18 protein-coding genes are annotated in these 18,799 nt (G+C 72.1%); 10 read left to right on the top strand and 8 right to left on the bottom strand.

Annotated elements, in window-relative coordinates:
- Positions 1-22 precede the first annotated feature (22 nt).
- Positions 23-1,234, bottom strand: coding sequence for a pyridoxal phosphate-dependent aminotransferase (locus ACZ4D5_RS26905; protein WP_467774983.1), 1,212 nt, complete (start codon positions 1,232-1,234; stop codon positions 23-25).
- Positions 1,235-1,318: 84 nt separating this feature from the next.
- On the opposite strand from ACZ4D5_RS26905, the gene ACZ4D5_RS26910 reads away from it, so the two are divergent.
- From ACZ4D5_RS26910 to ACZ4D5_RS26920, 3 genes are all read left to right on the top strand, one after another.
- Positions 1,319-1,978, top strand: coding sequence for a winged helix-turn-helix transcriptional regulator (locus tag ACZ4D5_RS26910; RefSeq protein WP_467774984.1), 660 nt, complete (start codon positions 1,319-1,321; stop codon positions 1,976-1,978).
- A 154-nt stretch (positions 1,979-2,132) separates the two neighbouring features.
- Positions 2,133-2,732 (top strand): GNAT family N-acetyltransferase, encoded by a 600-nt coding sequence (locus ACZ4D5_RS26915; RefSeq protein WP_467774985.1) that lies wholly within the window; start codon positions 2,133-2,135, stop codon positions 2,730-2,732.
- Positions 2,733-2,790: 58 nt separating this feature from the next.
- The gene (locus tag ACZ4D5_RS26920) at positions 2,791-3,702 is read left to right on the top strand and encodes a HipA family kinase (protein ID WP_467774986.1); all 912 of its coding nucleotides are present in this window, start codon (positions 2,791-2,793) and stop codon (positions 3,700-3,702) included.
- A 356-nt stretch (positions 3,703-4,058) separates the two neighbouring features.
- Here ACZ4D5_RS26920 and aceB read toward each other — a convergent pair whose 3' ends face one another.
- Positions 4,059-5,687, bottom strand: coding sequence for a malate synthase A (gene aceB / locus ACZ4D5_RS26925; protein WP_467774987.1), 1,629 nt, complete (start codon positions 5,685-5,687; stop codon positions 4,059-4,061).
- A gap of 224 nt (positions 5,688-5,911) precedes the next feature.
- Positions 5,912-6,583, bottom strand: coding sequence for a nucleotidyltransferase family protein (locus ACZ4D5_RS26930; RefSeq protein WP_467774988.1), 672 nt, complete (start codon positions 6,581-6,583; stop codon positions 5,912-5,914).
- Positions 6,584-6,784: 201 nt separating this feature from the next.
- Between ACZ4D5_RS26930 and ACZ4D5_RS26935 the strand changes: the two genes are divergently transcribed.
- Positions 6,785-7,096, top strand: a complete 312-nt coding sequence (locus tag ACZ4D5_RS26935) for a DUF5955 family protein (RefSeq protein WP_467774989.1) — start codon at positions 6,785-6,787, stop codon at positions 7,094-7,096.
- Between the two features lie 118 nt (positions 7,097-7,214).
- On the opposite strand, the gene yczR is transcribed toward ACZ4D5_RS26935, so the two are convergent.
- Positions 7,215-8,684: a MocR-like transcription factor YczR gene (yczR, locus tag ACZ4D5_RS26940; RefSeq protein ID WP_467774990.1), complete on the bottom strand. Its 1,470-nt coding sequence runs from the start codon at positions 8,682-8,684 to the stop codon at positions 7,215-7,217.
- A gap of 102 nt (positions 8,685-8,786) precedes the next feature.
- Here yczR and ACZ4D5_RS26945 point away from each other — a divergent pair, with 102 nt between their 5' ends.
- Positions 8,787-9,281 (top strand): universal stress protein, encoded by a 495-nt coding sequence (locus ACZ4D5_RS26945; protein WP_467774991.1) that lies wholly within the window; start codon positions 8,787-8,789, stop codon positions 9,279-9,281.
- Positions 9,282-9,319: 38 nt separating this feature from the next.
- On the opposite strand, the gene ACZ4D5_RS26950 is transcribed toward ACZ4D5_RS26945, so the two are convergent.
- A complete protein-coding gene (locus tag ACZ4D5_RS26950; RefSeq protein ID WP_467774992.1) occupies positions 9,320-9,973 on the bottom strand; it encodes a response regulator in 654 nt (217 codons plus the stop codon).
- Positions 9,970-11,181: a sensor histidine kinase gene (locus ACZ4D5_RS26955; RefSeq protein WP_467774993.1), complete on the bottom strand. Its 1,212-nt coding sequence runs from the start codon at positions 11,179-11,181 to the stop codon at positions 9,970-9,972. The genes ACZ4D5_RS26950 and ACZ4D5_RS26955 overlap by 4 nt, the downstream gene beginning before the upstream one ends.
- 227 nt (positions 11,182-11,408) lie before the next feature.
- Between ACZ4D5_RS26955 and ACZ4D5_RS26960 the strand changes: the two genes are divergently transcribed.
- Positions 11,409-12,512: an ABC transporter permease gene (locus ACZ4D5_RS26960; protein ID WP_467774994.1), complete on the top strand. Its 1,104-nt coding sequence runs from the start codon at positions 11,409-11,411 to the stop codon at positions 12,510-12,512.
- Positions 12,509-13,234: an ABC transporter ATP-binding protein gene (locus tag ACZ4D5_RS26965; RefSeq protein WP_467774995.1), complete on the top strand. Its 726-nt coding sequence runs from the start codon at positions 12,509-12,511 to the stop codon at positions 13,232-13,234. The genes ACZ4D5_RS26960 and ACZ4D5_RS26965 overlap by 4 nt, the downstream gene beginning before the upstream one ends.
- Before the next feature lie 140 nt (positions 13,235-13,374).
- On the opposite strand, the gene ACZ4D5_RS26970 is transcribed toward ACZ4D5_RS26965, so the two are convergent.
- A complete protein-coding gene (locus tag ACZ4D5_RS26970; RefSeq protein ID WP_467774996.1) occupies positions 13,375-14,190 on the bottom strand; it encodes an IclR family transcriptional regulator in 816 nt (271 codons plus the stop codon).
- A gap of 350 nt (positions 14,191-14,540) precedes the next feature.
- Here ACZ4D5_RS26970 and allB point away from each other — a divergent pair, with 350 nt between their 5' ends.
- Both allB and alc read left to right on the top strand, forming a co-directional pair.
- Positions 14,541-15,914 carry an allantoinase AllB gene (gene allB / locus ACZ4D5_RS26975; protein WP_467774997.1) on the top strand — a complete coding sequence of 458 codons (1,374 nt, stop codon included), beginning with the start codon at positions 14,541-14,543 and terminating at the stop codon, positions 15,912-15,914.
- A gap of 19 nt (positions 15,915-15,933) precedes the next feature.
- Positions 15,934-17,049: an allantoicase gene (gene alc / locus ACZ4D5_RS26980; protein WP_467775333.1), complete on the top strand. Its 1,116-nt coding sequence runs from the start codon at positions 15,934-15,936 to the stop codon at positions 17,047-17,049.
- 80 nt (positions 17,050-17,129) lie between these two features.
- Here alc and ACZ4D5_RS26985 read toward each other — a convergent pair whose 3' ends face one another.
- Entirely contained in the window at positions 17,130-17,870 is a 741-nt protein-coding gene (locus ACZ4D5_RS26985) for an SDR family oxidoreductase (RefSeq protein ID WP_467774998.1), read from the bottom strand.
- Positions 17,871-18,092: 222 nt separating this feature from the next.
- Here ACZ4D5_RS26985 and ACZ4D5_RS26990 point away from each other — a divergent pair, with 222 nt between their 5' ends.
- Complete coding sequence (locus ACZ4D5_RS26990; RefSeq protein WP_467774999.1) at positions 18,093-18,701, top strand: dihydrofolate reductase family protein; 609 nt, start codon at positions 18,093-18,095, stop codon at positions 18,699-18,701.
- The last annotated feature ends 98 nt before the right edge of the window (positions 18,702-18,799 follow it).

Consider the following 18,799-nt stretch of genomic DNA (forward strand, 5'->3'; position numbering starts at 1 on the left):
GTCGGTGTGACGGGGGTGGGCGTCACTGACGGTAGCCGCTCAGGAAGCGGCCGATGCGGCTGATGGCCGCGTCCAGGTCGTCGGCGTGGGGGAGTGTGAGGATGCGGAAGTGGTCGGGGCGGGCCCAGTTGAAGCCGGTTCCCTGGACGACCTGGATCTTCTCCTGGAGGAGGAGGTCGAGCACGAACTTCTCGTCGTCGTGGATCGGATGGACCTTCGGGTCGAGCCGCGGGAACGCGTACAGCGCGCCCTTCGGCTTCACGCAGCTGACGCCGGGGATCTCGTTGAGCTTCTCCCAGGCCTTGTCGCGCTGTTCGTGCAACCGCCCGCCGGGCGCGGTGAGTTCACGGATGGACTGGCGTCCGCCGAGCGCGGCCTGGATGGCGTACTGCGCGGGGGCGTTGGGGCACAGGCGCATGGAGGCGAGCATGGTGAGCCCCTCCAGGTAGTTCTTCGCGTGCTGCCGCGGGCCGGTGACGACCATCCAGCCGGACCGGAACCCGGCCACCCGATACGTCTTCGACAGACCGCAGAAGGTGAGGACGACGAGGTCGGGCGCGAGGGCGGCGACGCTGTGGTGCACGGCGTCGTCGTACAGGATCTGGTCGTAGATCTCGTCGGCGAAGACCATCAGGCCGTGCCGCCGGGCGAGGTCGAGGATGCCCTCCAGGATCTCCTTCGGATAGACCGCGCCCGTGGGGTTGTTGGGGTTGATGATCACGACGGCCTTGGTCCGGTCAGTGATCTTCGAGGCCATGTCGTCGAGGTCGGGGTACCAGTCCGCCGACTCGTCGCACACGTAGTGGACGGCCTTGCCTCCGGAGAGGGTCGTCACGGCGGTCCACAGCGGGAAGTCGGGCGCGGGGACGAGGACTTCGTCCCCGTCCTCCAGGAGGGCCTGCACCGCCATGGTGACCAGTTCGGAGACGCCGTTGCCGAGGAAGACGTCGTCCACGAAGACGTCGTCCAGGCCGAGCGCCTGATAGCGCTGGGCGACCGCGCGCCGGGCGGAGAGGACGCCGCGCGAGTCCGTGTAGCCGTGCGCGGTGGGGAGCATCCGGATCATGTCCTGGACGATCTCCTCGGGCGCCTCGAAGCCGAAGAGCGCGGGGTTGCCGGTGTTGAGGCGCAGGACGCTGTGGCCCGCCTCCTCCAGGGCGTTGGCGTGCTCGATGACGGGGCCCCGGATCTCGTAACAGACCTCGCTGAGCTTGCTCGACTGCCGGAACTCCATGCGGTGCGCCTCCCGTGACGTGTGTGACTTGGTTTTACCAAGCACCCGCTTGGAAAGTCCAACAACTTGCATAGACTATGCCGCATGCCACCTCAGCAGCCCCGGCCGAACGCCCGGTCCCGCCGAAGCTACGACCAGTACTGCGCCGCCGCCCGAGGCCTCGACGCCGTGGGTGACCGCTGGACCCTCCTGATCGTCCGGGAGCTGCTCGCGGGGCCCCGCCGCTACACCGACCTGCACGCGGACCTGCCGGGCGTCAGCACGGACGTCCTGGCCTCGCGTCTGAAGGACATGGAGCAGCAGGGCCTGTCCACGCGCCGCCGCCTGCCCCCGCCCTCGGCCGCGTACGTCTATGAACTCACCGACAGGGGACGGGACTTGCTGCCCGTCCTCAAGGCGCTCGCCGCCTGGGGTGCCCCCGCCCTCGACGAGCGCAGGCCCACGGACGCGGTCCGCGCGCACTGGTTCGCGCTGCCGCTGCTGCGTTCGCTGGCGGGGGCCGGAGCCGAGGGGGTGGTCCAGGTCCGCCTGGCCGAGGGGGAGTTCCACGTACGCGTGGGGGGAGAGGGGGAGTCCTACGGCGAGGGCCCGGCCCCGGAGGCCCCCGAGGTGCGTCTCGCGCTGGACGCGGAGACGTGTGTGGCGGTGAGCAAGGGGGAGTTGACGGTGGGCGAAGGGGTTCGCTCGGGCCGGATCGACCTTGCGGGCGAGGGGGTTCTGGCGAAGGCGCTGCTGGCGACGTGAGGGGGGGCCTGCAGCGCCACGGCGGGTAAAGGCGAGGTAATGTGCTGATCGTTGGAGCGAACTGAACTCCTGATGTGCAGCTGCCCGTCGTCGGCCCCGCCCGACTGCTGCGCGCCTCCGGCGCGACCGCGACACCACGAGGAGACGACCTTCCATGACTGAGCGCAAGCCGTCCGTGCGTCCCGCCACCCGTGACGACGTCCCCCGGGCCGTACGCACCCTCGCCGCCGCGTTCGCCGACTACCCCGCCACCCGCCACACGGTCGACCCGGACCGCCACATCGAGCGGGTCACCGAGCTCCAGGAGCTGTTCCTCACGCGGATCGGCCTCGGCACCGGCAAGGTCTGGGTCGCGGACGACGGCGCCGCGGTGGCCGTCTGGACCACGCCGGAGAGCGTCGACGCGGGCGCGGTCTTCGCTGAAATCGGCCCGCGCGTGGCCGAGTTGAGCGGTTCCCGGCTGGCCGCGCAGCAGCAGATGGAGGGCCTCCTCGCGCCGCACCGCCCCACGGAGCCCGCGTGGTTCCTCGCCACCGTCGGCGTCTCGCCCGACCACCAGGGCAAGGGCCTGGGCAGCGCCGTCGTGCGCCCCGGGGTCGAGGCGGCCGAGCGCGCCGGGGTGCAGGCTTTCCTGGAGACCTCCGACCCGCGCAACCTCCCCTTCTACGAGCGCCTCGGCTTCACCGTCACCGCCGACGTCGAGGTGCCTGACGGTCCGCGAACCTGGTGCATGACCCGCAAGCCCGGTGCCTGACCTGCGCGCCACGGCGCCCAGCGGGTATCCACGGGCGTTGATCTAGAGTGTTCACCTCATGAGAAAGCTGAGAGAGGTCACCGCGAGCCGCTACGTCGAACCTCTGCGGACCGGTGGCTCGGTCCCCGGGGTCGTCGAGGCCGACGACCTGGGTACGTACGTGGTCAAGTTCACCGGTTCCGCCCAGGGCCGCAAGGCGCTGGTGGCCGAGATCATCGTCGGCGAACTCGCCCGCCACCTCGGCCTGCGCTTCCCCGAACTGGTCCTGGTCCACTTCGACCCGGCGGTCGCCGTCGACGAGCCGCACCAGGAGGTCCAGGACCTGCTGCACGCGAGCGCGGGCCTCAACCTCGGCATGGACCTGCTGCCGGGCGCGAAGGACTTCACGCCGGACGCCATCGACGTGGACCCGCTGGAGGCAGGCAAGGTCGTCTGGCTCGACGCCCTCACGGCGAACGTCGACCGCACGGTGCACAGCTCGAACCTGATGATCTGGCCCACCTTCGGCACCCGCCCGCCGAAGCTGTGGCTGATCGACCACGGCGCGGCCCTGGTTTTCCACCACCGCTGGGGCACGTCGGAGCCCGACAAGGCGTACGACTTCCGCCACCACGCCCTGGGCGGCTACGGCCCGGACACGAGGGCGGCCGACGCCGAACTGGCCCCGCGCGTCACGGAGTCGGTCCTCCGCGAGATCGTCGACTTGGTCCCGGACCCCTGGCTGGCCGACGAGCCCGGCTTCACGTCCCCTGCGGAGGTCCGCGAGGCCTACGTCACCTACCTCCTGGCCCGCGCCCGCTGCTCGGCGACGTGGCTCCCGACGGACTTCCCGACGAGAGGCGAACTGGCGGCAGCGGACGCGAAGCGCGCGGCAGCCACGGAGAAGGGCCGCCCGTCCTGGCTGAAGCGGGTACCCGACCTGCACGGAAAGCCGTCGGCGGAACAGGACTGGTCGGCGCACCTCGGCTGAGCACCCTCCTGGTGCTGTCGGGATGGGATTGTCAAGGGCGTGATGAAGGGTCGGGCAAGCCTGGTTGTTCGTGGTGCCGGTCCGTCCGTCGATCGCCCCGGAGGAGTAGGACAGACCCACCTCCGGCTTCCACTCGCAACAAACGGACTTGTCACGACAGAGGGTCTGAAAGAGGTACCCCACTTGTGACGTGACGCACGGTTGTGCCTGTCGTCGCATCGTCTGGATATCGTTCGCGTATCGGGCGATTTCTCCAACAAGGCCGCTTATTGCGCAGTTTGGTCACTCCCGGACATGACCGAGCCCCCGGCGCTGTGCGGTGCCGGGGGCTCGGTCGGGGAGAGGGCGGGCGAGCGTCAGCGGAGCTGTTCGTACGCCGGGAGCGTCAGGAAGTCCGCGTAATCCGCGTCCAGGGAGACCTGGAGGAGGAGGTCGTGAGCCTGCTGCCACTTGCCCGCCGTGAACGCCTCGTCGCCGATCTCGGCGCGGATCGCGGCCAGTTCCTCGGCGGCGACCTTGCGGGCCAGGTCGGCCGTGGCCGTCACCGTATTTCCGGCGTGCTCGAATTCGACACCCGCGTTGATCCACTGCCAGATCTGGGAGCGGGAGATCTCCGCGGTGGCCGCGTCCTCCATGAGGTTGAAGATGGCGACGGCGCCCAGGCCCCGCAGCCACGCCTCGATGTAACGGATGCCGACCTGGACGGCGTTGACCAGGCCGTCGTACGTGGGCTTCGCGTCGAGGGAGTCGATGGCGATCAGGTCCGCCGCGGCGACGTTCACGTCCTCGCGCAGGCGGTCCTTCTGGTTGGGCTTGTCGCCGAGGACCGCGTCGAAGGACTTCATGGCGATCGGGACCAGGTCCGGGTGCGCCACCCACGACCCGTCGAAGCCGTCGCCGGCCTCGCGGTCCTTGTCGTTCTTGACCTTCTCGAACGCGACCTTGTTGACCTCCGCGTCCTTGCGGGACGGGATGAACGCCGCCATGCCGCCGATCGCGTGCGCGCCGCGCTTGTGGCAGGTGCGGACGAGGAGTTCGGTGTACGCCCGCATGAACGGGGCGGTCATCGTGACCAGGTTGCGGTCCGGCAGGACGAACTTCGAGCCGCCGTCACGGAAGTTCTTGACGATGGAGAAGAGGTAGTCCCAGCGGCCCGCGTTCAGGCCGGAGGCGTGGTCGCGCAGCTCGTAGAGGATCTCCTCCATCTGGTACGCGGCGGTGATCGTCTCGATCAGGACGGTCGCGCGGACCGTGCCCTGCGGGATGCCGAGGTAGTCCTGCGCGAAGACGAAGATGTCGTTCCACAGGCGCGCCTCCAGGTACGACTCCGTCTTCGGGAGGTAGAAGTACGGGCCCTTGCCGAGCTCGATCAGGCGCTTGGCGTTGTGGAAGAAGTACAGGCCGAAGTCGACGAGCGCGCCGGGGACCGGGCGCCCCTCGACCTGGAGGTGGCGCTCGTCCAGGTGCCAGCCGCGCGGCCGCATGACGACGGTCGCGAGCTCGTCGGCGCCCTTGAGGGCGTACGACTTGCCGGTGCGCTCGTCGGTGAAGTCGATGCGGCGCTCGTAGGCGTCGGTGAGGTTGAGCTGGCCCAGGATCACGTTCTCCCAGGTGGGAGCCGAGGCGTCCTCGAAGTCCGCGAGCCAGACCTTGGCGCCCGAGTTGAGGGCGTTGATGGTCATCTTGCGGTCGGTCGGGCCCGTGATCTCCACGCGGCGGTCGTTCAGCGCGGCCGGGGCCGGCGCGACCTTCCAGGAGTCGTCCTCGCGGACCGCGGCGGTCTCCGGCAGGAAGTCCAGCGTGGAGGTGCGGGCGATCTCGGCACGGCGCTCGGTGCGCCGGGCGAGGAGCTCGTCACGCCGCGGCGTGAACAGCCGGTGCAGCTCGGCCACGAAGGCCAGGGCCGCGTCGGTGAGCACCTCTTCCTGCCGGGGCAGGGGCTCTGCGTCGACGATGGCCAGCGGCGACGGCGCTAGTGCGGACATGAGCTGTCACTTCCTTCAGGACTGCGCGGACGGTGCCGGGCGAGCCGCCGGGCAGACGCGGTGGCACTCGGTGCCACTGGAGCCGAGGTACGGCCGCGAGGCCCCGTCCGAGGTAACGGGCCTTCTGGTCAGTGGATACTAGTTTCCTCATGGTGGAAGTTCAATGGTTTGTTGACGTCGAGATTCTCTTCGTCGACAGAACATGGCGCTGAGTGCCATCCCGGTCACTCCATGTGCGCCGGACCGCCGGGTGTTCCGGAGGCGGGGGTTCCGGGCGTCAGGCGGCCCAGGTCCTCCACCGTGTCGATGTCGTACGGCTCCGCGACGTCCCCGCACTCGACGAGCGTGATCGCGTCCGCGTGCTCCTTCAAGTAGGCGCGTGCCCCCCGGTCCCCGACCGCACTCGCCTCGATCCCCGCCCAGTGGTCGCGGCCGAACAGGACCGGGTGGCCCCGCAGCCCTTCGTACGCCGCCGCGGCGAGCGTGGAGGGCGTGCGGTAGGCCGCCCGCACCCGCGCCGTCGCCGCCGCCCCGATCCCCGGCTGGTCGACCAGCGAGACCAGCGCGGCGCCCGCCCCCGTGTCCCGCAGCGAGGCGAGGCCCACCCGCAGCGACGAACCCATGCCGTCCGCCCAGTCCGGGTTGTCGACCAGGACGCAGCCGGGCAGCGACGCCCGTGCGCGCACCGCCTCCGCGGACGCGCCGAGCACCACGTGCACCCGCGTGCACCCGGCCTCGCGCAGCACCCGTACCGCGTGCTCCACCAGCGGCCTGCCCCGGTGCTCCAGGAGCGCCTTCGGCCGCCCGCCGAGCCGCCGCCCGCCCCCCGCGGCGAGCAGCAGCCCCGCCGCCTCGCCCGCCCCGCCGGCCTGCGCGTTCATCGGTTCTGTCGTCATGACTCCTGGATACACCCAACTGGGGCACCGTGTTCCGGCCGCGATCACGGCCGGAAAGTGGCGCATCGCTCGGCAGAAACGGTTTACTTGCCCGCGACCCCGGTGCCTGACCAGCACCTCACGGGTCCCCGGAACGAACACGCACAAGAACAACGAACATGTACGAGAACGTGCGCACGACGGCGTGCGAGGGGGAGAACCATGTTGCGGAGTGTGGGGCAGAGGCCAGTGACCGGCGGCGACGAGGATCCACGGGTGGCGGAACTGCGCACCGCGGTGTCCCGGCTGCGCCGTGAACTCGCCGCGCATCCTGTCGAGTTCACGGACCGCGGCATCGCCGAGGACGAACTGGCCGCGCTGGCCGAGATGGCGTACGGAGGCGCTCCCGAGATCCCCAGGATGCGCAGGTCCCTGCTGCTCGTGGCGGGCGCGATCGGGTCGGTGAGTGCGCTGGCCCCCGGCCTGGCGGGGGTGAGGGGCGCGGTCGAGATGTTCGGGGAGGCGGGGCGCTGATCGGCTCGGGGCGGTCAAGCCCCCGTCGGGGGGCGCGGGGCTGTGACATGCGCGGCTCCGTCGCGTGGGCGCGACAAGCCGCTCCCGGCCCCCGGACTCCCGCGGACCCGAAAGCCCTCTACGCCACCCAGTGCCGCCGCCCCGCCTCGTCCCCGCCGCCCCGCAAATCCCCTGCCAGCGCCGCCGCGAGCCGCACCACCGCCTCCTCCAGGAGCGCCGCAGGCAGGACGTAGGGAATCCGTAGCCGGTGCTCATGCGTCCCGGGATCCGCCCCGAACCGCGAACCCCCTTCGATCCGCACCCCGTGCCCCAGCGCGGCCCCCGCCAGCGCAGACGCGATCGGGCGCCCCAGGTCCACCCAGAGCGAGAGCCCGCCCGGCGGCAACTGCCAGCGCCACTCGGGCAGATGGCGGGCGAGCGAGGCCGCGAGCGCGTCCCGCTGGGCCCGCAGCCGCGGCAGCCGCTCGCGCAGCACGTCGTCCGTGCCGCGCAGCAGATGGAGCGCCACCAACTGCTCGATGACCGGCGTCGCCATGTCGCTCGGCACCCGCTTCATCGCCAGCTCGGTGATCAGACGTGAGCCGGCCCGCACCCAGCCGATCCGCAGTCCGCCCCAGTGCGACTTGCTCAACGACCCGACGGTGACGACCTGTTCGCCCGCCCCGTGCGGCGCGAGCGAGGCGAACGGAGGGGGCGGCGGCACGTCGAGCGCGATGTCCGCGATGGTCTCGTCGATCAGCAGCCAGGTGCCCGTGGCGCGGGCCGTCTCCAGGACGCGCACCCGCTGCTCGCGCGGCATCAGGCCGCCCGTCGGATTCTGGAAGTCCGGCACGAGGTACGCGATGCGGGGCGCCGCCTGCCGCAGCGACGACTCGACGAGACCGCTGTCCCAGCCGTCCTCCGCGACCGGCACGGGAACCGCGCGCAGGCCCGCCCCGCGCATCGCGTCCAGGGCGTTCGGGTACGACGGGTTCTCGACCAGGACCCGGTCGCCCTGCCGACCGAGGAGGGACAGCGTCAGGGACAGCGCGTGCTGGGCGCCGGTGGTGATCAGGATCTGGTCGGGCAGCGTCGGAAGCCCGCGCCGCGTGAAGCGCTCGGCGACGGCGGCCCTCAACTCCGGGATTCCGTACGGGTGGTAGCCGGGCGTCGGGGCGTGCTCGACCAGCATCGAGCCCGCCGCGGCGAGCGCCGCCGTGAGCTCCGCCTGCGGCGCGCCGGGCGCCGCGGACGCCAGGTCGAGGACGTCGTCGCCCGCCGGGAACGCGGCGACGTTCGAAGGCCGCCGTCCCTCCGGCAGCTCGGTCCAGGTGCCCGCGCCCCGGCGGCTGCGCGCGTAGCCGCTCTCGCGCAGGACGTCGTACGCCGCCGTGACGGTGGCCCGGCTGACGGCCAGCGCCGTCGCGAGCTCGCGTTCGGCGGGCAGCCGGGTGTGCAGGGGGACGCGGCCGTCGAGCAGGAGGGTGCGTACGCCGTGGGCGAGCGCGCGGTAGCCGGGGTGCTCGCCCGCGGTCCCGGCCAGCAGGGCGGCCAGCTGACGGCTGCCCATTCTCCTGTCCACCGTGTGGACCACTCGTGCCTCTGCCATGCCAACTCCCGCGTATTGGCCCTGCTCTCCAGGCCAATGAGCGTACAGACTCCCCTCCAGAGAGCTTCAGTCGGCTTGTTTTGGCCTGGGGAAGGGGTACCGATGGCAGGGCGTGTCGTGGTGGGGGTCGGTGGTTCGCTCGCGAGCCTCGCGGCGCTGCGGGCCGGGGCGCAGGAGGCGCGGCGCAGCGGTCGCACGCTGATCGCGGTGATGGCCTGGGAGCCGCCGGAGGGGGAGGGGCTCTACGTACGCCACCCCGATCCGGAGTGGGCGCGGTACTGGTGGAGCGAGGCGCGGGCCCGCCTCGACCGCGCCTTCGACGAGGTCTTCGGAGGCCCACCACCAGGCGTCGAGGCCGAACGCCGGGTGATCAGGGCCCGGCCGGGCGACGCCCTGTGCGAGACGGCCGCCGACCCGGACGACCTCCTGGTCCTCGGTGTCCGGCACGGCAGGCGCCGGACGAGCCGCATCCACCGCCACGTCCGCTCGCACGCCTCCTGCGCCGTCCTCACGGTCCCGGCCCCGCCGGTGCCGAGGGGCATGCGCAGGGCCCTGCGAAAGGTGACGGCGGAGGACTTCGCGCTGGTGGGGGAGTGAAACGGGGGACCGAAGTGGGGGAGTGAAAGAAGGGGGCGCTAGGTGCGGATCAGGCCGCGGGCGGTCGCCGCGGCGACCGCCGCCGTGCGGGAGTCCACGCCCAACTTGGCGTAGATGTGCACCAGATGGGACTTCACCGTGGCCTGGCTGAGGAAGAGTTCCCTGCTGATCTGCTGGTTCGACAGACCGGCCTTCACCAGGCGCAGCACCTCCAGCTCACGGCGGCTCAGCGCCTCCGCGGGCGTCCGCATCCGGTCCATCAGGCGGTGCGCTATCGCGGGCGCGAGCGCCGAGCGCCCGGACGCCGCCGTGCGGACCGCCGCGGCCAGCTCCTCGGGCGGCGCGTCCTTGAGGAGGTAGCCGGCCGCGCCCGCCTCCACCGCCGCGAGGATGTCCGCGTCCGTGTCGTAGGTGGTGAGGACCAGGACCCGCGGCGCCCCCGCACGCGCGGTGATCGCCGCCGTCGCGGCGGCGCCGTGCATGCCCGCGCCGAACTGGAGGTCCATCAGGACCACGTCGACGCCCTCCGGTCCTGCCACGGCGGCCCGCTCGACGGCCGCCTCCGCCGTCGCCGCCTCCGCGACGATCTCGAAGTCCGGCTCCGCGTCGAGGACCGCGCGCAGACCCGCGCGTACGACGGGATGGTCGTCGGCGAGCAGCAGCCGCACCGTCGTCCCCGTACCGGCCGTCATGCCGCGACCTCCTTCGTGCGCGCGGGCAGCGGCAGCGAGATCGCCACCGCCGTGCCCTGCCCGGGGGCCGACTCGACGGTGAACGTCCCGCCCAGGGACGTGGCCCGCGAACGCATCGCCACGAGCCCGAAGCCGCCGTCGCCCGCGTCGTCGCCCGGCGCCCGCGCGGGCGGTTCGGCGGCCGGGTCGAAGCCGCGGCCGTCGTCCACCACGTCCAGCGTGACCGAGGCGTCCATGAACGACAGCGTGATCTCGGCGCGCCCCGCCTGCGCGTGCCGCACCGTGTTGGCGAGCGCCGACTGCGCGACGCGGAGCAGCGCCACCTCGTAGGGAGTGGGCAGCTCCGCCGGTGTGCCGCTGAGCGAGAAGCGGACGCGCGGCCCCGGGCTCGACGCGCTCAGCCGCTCCAGGGCGGCGGCCAGCGAGCCGCGCGCCAGGTCCGGCGGGGCGAGCGCGCGCACGAAGCGGCGCGCCTCGGCGAGGTTGCCCTGCGCGGCCGCCCGCGCCTGCTCGACGTGCGGGGCGGCGGGGGAGTCCGGCGGCAGCGCGCGCTGGGCCGCCCGCAGGAGCAGCTGGATCGAGGAGAGGCCCTGCGCCAGCGTGTCGTGGATCTCCCTGGCCAGGCGCTCGCGCTCGGCGAGGGTGCCCGCCGTGCGCTCGGCGGCGGCCAGTTCGGCACGGGTGGCCACGAGCTCGTCGATCAGCTCGCGGCGGCGCTCGCTCTCGCGGTACAGCGCCTCGTACCCGCGCACGGTGGCGACGGCCACGGCGGCCCCGAGCAGCGGCCCGATGAAGCTGCCCGGCGTGATCTGGGAGCTGTGCACCAGGTAGCTCGCGATGGCGGCGGCCGCCGTGGCGAGGACCGCGGGCAGCGCCCAGCGCGTCGGCAGCAGGTGCAGCTGGAGGAAGTACAGCGGGAAGGCCGCCCAGAGGCCGTCGGGGGAGAGGGCGAGAAGGACCAGCCAGCACGCGCCGAGCGCCGCGAGCCACCAGGCGGCCGCGCGCCGCGAGCGGGCGACGGACGGGCTGAGCGTGCCCGCCGCGTAGACGGCGGCCATCGCGAGCGCCGCCGCGACCACCGCGGCGGGGCGCGCCGCCCCTTCGCCGTCCGCGCCCGTCACTGCCTTGACCGCGGCGAGCGCGAGCAGGCCCACGAGGAGGGCGTGCAGGCAGAGGCGGAGGGCGAGGGTCACGGGGGTGCGGGTCATGGGGCGTGAGGTCCGGGTGTGGGAGAGGGGGGCTGGTGTGTGGTGCGTGGCTCGTGCGGCGTGACGGTGTGGGCGCGCGGCGTGTGCGGCGCGCCCCTTCCACCGTACGGGTGCCGCCGTCCTTGTTCGTCAACCGAAAGGTTGACCGTCGGCTCCCCCCTTCGATCCGGGTGAAGCGTGCTGTGGCGCGATGCCCGGCGGGCGGGGGTGGCCGCAGGGTGGGGGGCATGTTCGTCGCATGGAGAGACCTGCGGTTCGCCAAGGGGCGGTTCGCCCTGATGGGAGCCGTCGTCGTGCTGATCACCCTGCTCGTCGGCCTGTTGTCCGGGCTGACCGCCGGGCTCGCCAGGGAGAACACCTCGGCGATCACCGGGCTGCCCGCCGACCACCTGGCGTTCGCCGCGCCGCCCGACGGCCAGTCCGTCTCCTTCACCAACTCGCTGGTCGATCAGCGTGCCTGGGAGAAGTGGGCCGAGCGCCCCGGGGTCACGTCGGCGCGGCCCATCGGCATCAGCACCCTCAACGCCACCGCGGGCGAGGGCGCAGGCGGTGCCTCCGCGGCGGTCTCCGCCTTCGGCGTCGAGCCGGACTCCCGGATCGCGCCCGACGGGGTCGCGCCGGGGCGGGCCGTGCTCTCCGAGAAGGCCGCGGCGGACCTCGGCGTCCGGGCCGGGGACCGGGTGCGGCTCGGGGGCGTCGGGGTCGAGGAGCAGGTGGCGCGGGTCGCGTCGGACGCCTCGTACAGCCATACGCCCGTGGTGTGGATCTCCCTCGACGACTGGCAGAAGCTCGGGCACCGCGGCACGTCCGTGGACGAGCAGGCGACGGTGGTGGCGCTGCGGACCTCCGGCGACGGCGGGGTCGATCTCGCCGCGGGGGACGCGGCCGCGGGGACCGAGACGAAGACGCTGGACGGTGCGCTGTCCGCCATCGGTTCCTACCAGGCCGAGAACGGCTCCCTGCAGCTGATGCGGGGGTTCCTGTTCGTGATCTCCGCGCTGGTGATAGGCGCGTTCTTCACGGTGTGGACCATCCAGCGGGGCGCTGACGTGGCCGTGCTGAAGGCGCTCGGGGCCTCCACGCCGTATCTGCTGCGGGACGCGCTGGGGCAGGCCGTGGCGATGCTCGTCGTCGGTACGGCGGTGGGGACGGGGATCGCGGCGGCGGTCGGCGGTGCGATCAGCGGTGGTGACGTCCCGTTCGTCCTCGAACCGTCGACCGTGCTGTGGCCCGCGGGCGTGATGGTCGTCCTCGGCGCGGTCGGGGCCGGTCTTTCCGTACGGCGGATCACCGCCGTCGATCCGTTGGTGGCGCTGGGGAGTGCGCGATGAGTCAGACGAAGAACCAGATGAGGAACCAGATGAAGAACCGGACGGCCTCTTTGGTGCTGGACGACGTCCTGCTGACGTATCCCGATGGCGCGGGGCGGCTGACCGCGCTGGACGGGGTGGGGCTCGACGTGCCCGGCGGGACCATGACGGCGGTGGTCGGCCCTTCCGGGTCGGGGAAGTCCAGCCTGCTGGCCGTCGCGGCGACGCTCGTCACGCCCGATCGGGGGCGGGTCGTGGTGGACGGCGTCGACACGGGGGAGTTGAGCCGGGCGGAGAAGGCGGAGCTGCGGCGGCGGCGCCTGGGGATCGTCTTCCAGCAGCCGAATCTGCTGGCGTCGCTGACGGCGCTGGAGCAGCTGGAGCTGATGGCTCATGTGGACGGGCGGCTGCGGCGGCGGGCGGTGCGTCAGGTACGGGAGAGGGCGCGGGAGTTGCTGGCGGCGGTGGGGCTCTCGGCGGAGGCCGGGCGGCGGCCGCATCAGCTGTCGGGTGGGCAGCGGCAGCGGGTGGGGATCGCGCGGGCGTTGATGAACGGGCCCGCGGTGCTGCTGGTGGATGAGCCGACCAGCGCGTTGGACCATGAGCGGGGGGCGGTGGTGATGGACCTGCTGGCGGGGCTCACGCGGGAGAGGGGGACGGCGACGGTCCTGGTCACGCACGACCGCGCGAGCCTCACCGTCGCGGACCGGGTGGTGGAGATGACGGACGGCCGCCTGGGGTGACGTTGCCCGGCGGGGCAGGAGCTGCCGCCGGGCAGGCGGTCGACAGGGCCCGGCCCCGCTCACGCCGCTGGGCAGGCGGTCGACAGGGCCCGGTCCCGCTCACGCCGCCGGGCAGGCGGTCGACCGGGCCCCCGCCCCGCTCACGCCGCAGGGCCCGCCGAGGCCAACGCCGCCGAGAGGTCCACCGCCACTTCCTGGAGGATCGGGACGATCTTCTCCGTGGCCGATTCCGTCACCCGGCCCGCGGGGCCCGAGATGGAGATCGCCGCCGCCGTGGGCGAGTTGGGCACCGGCACGGCCAGGCAGCGGACCCCGATCTCCTGCTCGTTGTCGTCCACCGCGTACCCCGTACGACGTACTTCCTCGAGCGCGTCGAGGAAGCCTTCGGGCGTGGTGATCGTCTTCTCCGTGGCCGCCGGCATCCCGGTACGGGCGAGCAGCGCCCGTACCTCCTCCGGCGCCGTGTGCGCGAGCAGCGCCTTGCCCACGCCCGTGGAGTGCGGCAGCACCCGCCGCCCGACCTCGGTGAACATCCGCATGGAGTGCTTGGACGGCACCTGCGCGACGTACACGATCTCGTCGCCGTCGAGCAGTGCCATGTTCGCCGTCTCGCCGGTCTCCTCGACGAGGCGGGCGAGATACGGCCGCGCCCACGTGCCGAGCAGCCGCGACGCCGACTCGCCGAGGCGGATCAGCCGCGGCCCGAGGGAGTAGCGGCGGTTGGCCTGCTGGCGTACGTAGCCGCAGGCGACCAGCGTGCGCATGAGGCGGTGGATCGTGGGGAGCGGCAGGCCGCTGCTGGCGGAGAGCTCGCTGAGGCCGACCTCGCCCCCCGCGTCCGCCATCCGCTCGAGCAGGTCGAAGGCGCGCTCGAGGGACTGAACACCACCGCTCGCGGCGGAGGGCTTTGAGGCGGCGACTTCAGCAGGGGCGTCGCTGGCGCTTGACGTCGGCACGGCGCGTTCCTTTCGGTGCTGGCAGGCAAGGAAGCAGCCTACCGGGCGGTTCTTCACAGGGGTTCTTGCGCGGGCTGACGTCGTCGCCGGTCAGGGTGTGTTTGTCCGTGTCTCCGCGGGGTTGTCCCGTGATCTCTTGACGCTCAGGTTGTGCGTAAGTACGTTCTGGCAAGCGGAATTCTAATTCCACGTTGTGGAAACGTCCAGTGCGGCGTGGGGTGCGGAGCGGGTGCGCAAGCACACCCTTGACGCCGCGAGATCGAGCGTGAAAACTCCTTCAACAGAACGTTGAATTCCGTTAAGCGGAAGCAAAAGGTCTGTGTAGCGGAACAGAAGAAAGGGGACGCGGGGTGTCCGAAAAGGGCGTGGACGTGGTCGCGACTGTGGGTGCCGACGTGGAGCTGGTCCTTCGCTCCACCCGTGTCGTCACCCCGGAGGGGACGCGGCCCGCATCGGTCGCCGTCCGTGGCGGGAAGATCGTGGCCCTCGGCGCGTACGACGCCGTGGTCCCGGACGGCGCGCGCCTGGAGGACTTCGGGGACGACGCGCTGCTCCCCGGCCTCGTCGACACGCACGTCCACGTGAACGACCCGGGCCGCACGGAGTGGGAGGGCTTCTGGACCGCCACCCGCGCCGCGGCCGCCGGCGGCATCACCACCCTGGTCGACATGCCCCTCAACTCCCTTCCGCCCACCACGACGGTCGACAACCTGCGGACCAAGCAGGACGTCGCCCGCGCCAAGGCCCACATCGACGTGGGCTTCTGGGGCGGCGCCCTCCCCGACAACGTGCAGGATCTCAAGCCGCTGCACGAAGCCGGTGTCTATGGGTTCAAGTGCTTCCTGTCGCCGTCCGGCGTGGACGAGTTCCCCGAGCTGGACCAGGACCAGCTCGCCACCTCCATGGCCGAGATCGCCGGCTTCGGCGGGCTGCTCATCGTGCACGCCGAGGACCCGCACGAGCTCGACGCGGCCCCCAGGAACAAGGGCCCCAAGTACGCGGACTACCTTCAGACCCGGCCCCGTATCTCCGAGGACACGGCGATCGAAGGTCTCATCGCCGTCGCCAAGCGGATCGGCGCGCGGGTCCACGTACTGCACCTCTCCTCCTCCGACGCCCTGCCGCTCGTCGCCGCCGCCAAGCGCGAGGGCGTCGAGCTGACCGTCGAGACCTGCCCGCACTACCTGACCCTGACCGCCGAGGAAGTCCCGGACGGCGCGAGCGAGTTCAAGTGCTGCCCGCCCATCCGCGAGGCCGGCAACCAGGACCTGCTGTGGGAGGCGCTGGCCGACGGCACCATCGACTGCGTCGTGACGGACCACTCCCCCTCGACCGCCGACCTGAAGACCGACGACTTCGCGACCGCCTGGGGCGGCATCTCCGGACTGCAGCTGAGCCTGCCCGCCGTCTGGACCGAGGCGAAGAAGCGCGGTCACACCCTGGACGACGTGGTGCGCTGGATGTCCACGCGCACCGCACAGCTGGTCGGACTCGACCAGAAGGGCGCCATCGAGGTCGGCCGCGACGCCGACTTCGCGGTCCTCGCGCCCGACGAGACCTTCACCGTGGATCCCGCGGAACTGCAGCACCGGAACCGGGTCACGGCGTACGCGGGCAAGACGCTCAGCGGCGTCGTGAAGTCCACCTGGCTGCGCGGCGAACGCATCCTGCACGGCGGCGAGTTCAGCGAACCCGCAGGCCGACTTCTGGAAAGGAACAACTGAAACAGTGACGGCGCAGCACATATCTCCTCTGCCCTCCTTCACCGGTGACGCGAGCCCCTACGGCGGCGGCGAGCCCTTCGCCGACTACCGCACGGCCGACTTCCCCTTCACCCAGTACGCCAACCTCGCCGACCGGCAGCTCGGCGCCGGTGTGATCGCCGCCAACGACGAGTTCTTCGCGATGCGCGAGAATCTGCTGCTCCCGCACGACGCCGTCTTCGACCCGGAGCACTTCGGGCACAAGGGCAAGGTCATGGACGGCTGGGAGACCCGCCGCAGGCGCGGCGTCTCGGCCGAGCACCCGTGGCCCACCGCCGAGGACCACGACTGGGCCCTGGTGCGGCTCGGCGCCCCCGGTGTCATCCGCGGCATCGTCGTCGACACCGCCCACTTCCGCGGCAACTACCCGCAGGCCGTGTCCGTCGAGGGCACCAGCGTCGAGGGTTCGCCGACCCCCGAGGAGCTCCTCGGCGACGACGTGAAGTGGACGACCCTCGTACCGCGCACGCCCGTCGGCGGCCACGCCGCCAACGGCTTCGCCGTCGACGTCGAGCAGCGCTTCACGCACCTGCGCGTCAACCAGCACCCCGACGGCGGCATCGCCCGCCTGCGCGTGTACGGCGAGGTCGCGGCCGACCCCAAGTGGCTCGCCGCGCTCGGCACGTTCGACGTCGTCGCCCTGGAGAACGGCGGCCAGGTCGAGGACGCCTCCGACCGCTTCTACTCCCCGGCCACCAACACCATCCAGCCGGGCCGCTCCCGCAAGATGGACGACGGCTGGGAGACGCGTCGGCGCCGCGACACCGGCAACGACTGGATCCGCTACCAGCTGGTGCAGCAGTCCGAGATCCGCGCCGTCGAGATCGACACCGCGTACCTCAAGGGCAACTCGGCGGGCTGGGCGTCCCTTTCGGTGCGCGACGGCGCGGACGGCGAGTGGGTCGAGGCGCTGCCGCGCACCCGGCTGCAGCCCGACACCAACCACCGCTTCGTCCTGGACGCCCCGGTCGTCGGCACGCACGTGCGCATCGACATCTTCCCGGACGGCGGCATCTCCCGCCTGCGCCTGTTCGGTTCGCTGACCGAGGACGGCGCCGCCAAGCTGGCGGCCCGCCACCAGGAGCTGGGCGGCTGACCCGCCCCCACCGAACGTGGGGCGCACCGGGTGGACAGCCCCGGTGCGCCCCGCACCCAACCTCCCTCGCGGCCGAGAGGTCAGGCGGCGTGACCGCCGTCGACCGACAGCTCGGTGCCGGTGATGTACGCGGCGTCGTTCCCGGCCAGGTAGCCGACCAGGGACGCCACCTCGTCGGCGGAGCCGAAGCGGCCGAGCGCCGTCATGGCGCTCTGCCCGTCGGCGAAGGGGCCGCCCGCCGGGTTCATGTCCGTGTCGATGGGGCCCGGCTGGACCAGGTTCGCCGTGATCCGGCGCCCGCCCAACTCCCGTGCGAGCGCCTTGTTCAGGCCGATCAGGGCGGCCTTGCTCGTCGCGTAGAGCGTGCCGCCGGGGCCCGGCACCCGCTGTGCCATGCAGCTGCCGACGGTGATGATCCGGCCGCCGTCCCGGAGCCTGCCGGCCGCCGCCTGCGAGGCCAGGAAGACCCCGCGTACGTTGACGGCGATGACCCGGTCGATGTCCGCGAGCGTCAGGTCGCCGATCGGTCCCAGGACGCCGACCCCCGCGTTGTTCACCAGGATGTCGAGGCCGCCCAGGTCGTCGGCCGCGCGCTCCACGGCGCCCGCCGCGTCCCCGGCGTCGGCCGCGTCCGCCCGGACGGCGAAGCCGCGCCGCCCCATCGACTCGATCTTCGCGACGACCTCGTGGGCCGCGTCCTCGCTGTGCACGTAGGTGATCGCCACGTCCGCGCCCTGCTCGGCCAGGCGCAGCGCGATCGCCGCGCCGATGCCGCGGCTGCCGCCGGTGACCAGGGCCTTCTTGCCGGTGAGAGTCGACATGTCCGTACCTCTTCTGCATGTGTATGCGTCGGTATCCGCCGCTGTGGGCGAGAAGTTCTTGCGGGTTCAATGAAACGCGTCGGGGTGGGCGCGGGCTGGCGGTAATCGGACGCGGTGATCGGACATGGATGTCGGACGTGGTCGTCGGACGCGGCGATGACTTCCTGGCGGCCGCGGAGTCTGAGGGGGAAAGAGCCTCGACCGAGAAGGAAGGCGTTCGCCATGAAGCTCACCCTCACCCAGTTCCTCACCCTCGACGGGGTCTTCCAGGGCCCGGGCGCCCCGGACGAGGACCGCAGCGGCGGATTCGAGCACGGCGGCTGGTCGATGTCCTACAACGACGAGGACTTCGGCGCGTTCATCAACGAGGTGTACGACCGGGTCGACGCCTTCCTGCTCGGCCGGGGCACGTACGAGATCTTCGCCGCGTACTGGCCGAAGATGACGGACCCCGCCGACCCGGTGGCCTCGCGGCTCAACTCCCTGCCGAAGTACGTCGCGAGCACCACCCTGACCCGGGCCGACTGGCACGGCACGCGGATCATCGGCCGCGACGACCTCGTCAAGGACGTCACCGCCCTCAAGGAGCAGCCCGGACGCGAGATCCAGATGCACGGCAGCGGCAACCTCGCCCGGACCCTGCTGGCGCACGACCTGATCGACACCCTGCATCTGCTGACGTTCCCCATCGCCCTGGGCACCGGCAAGCGCTTCTTCGAGGAGGGGGGCGGGCCCACCGCCTTCCGTCTCGCGCAGTCGCGTACGACGTCCACGGGCGTCGTCATCAGTACGTACGAGCGCGCGGGCCGCCCGGAGCACGGCCGTTCCTGAGGGCGGTCACCGAGGTCTTCCCGGCGCGATCTTCGTCGGATACGGTGTGCGCTCCGCGTGCGAGCCGCCGAAGTCTCCACACCCTTCCGCCCGTTGGA

It is taken from the genome of Streptomyces sp. NPDC025651, assembly GCF_055558735.1.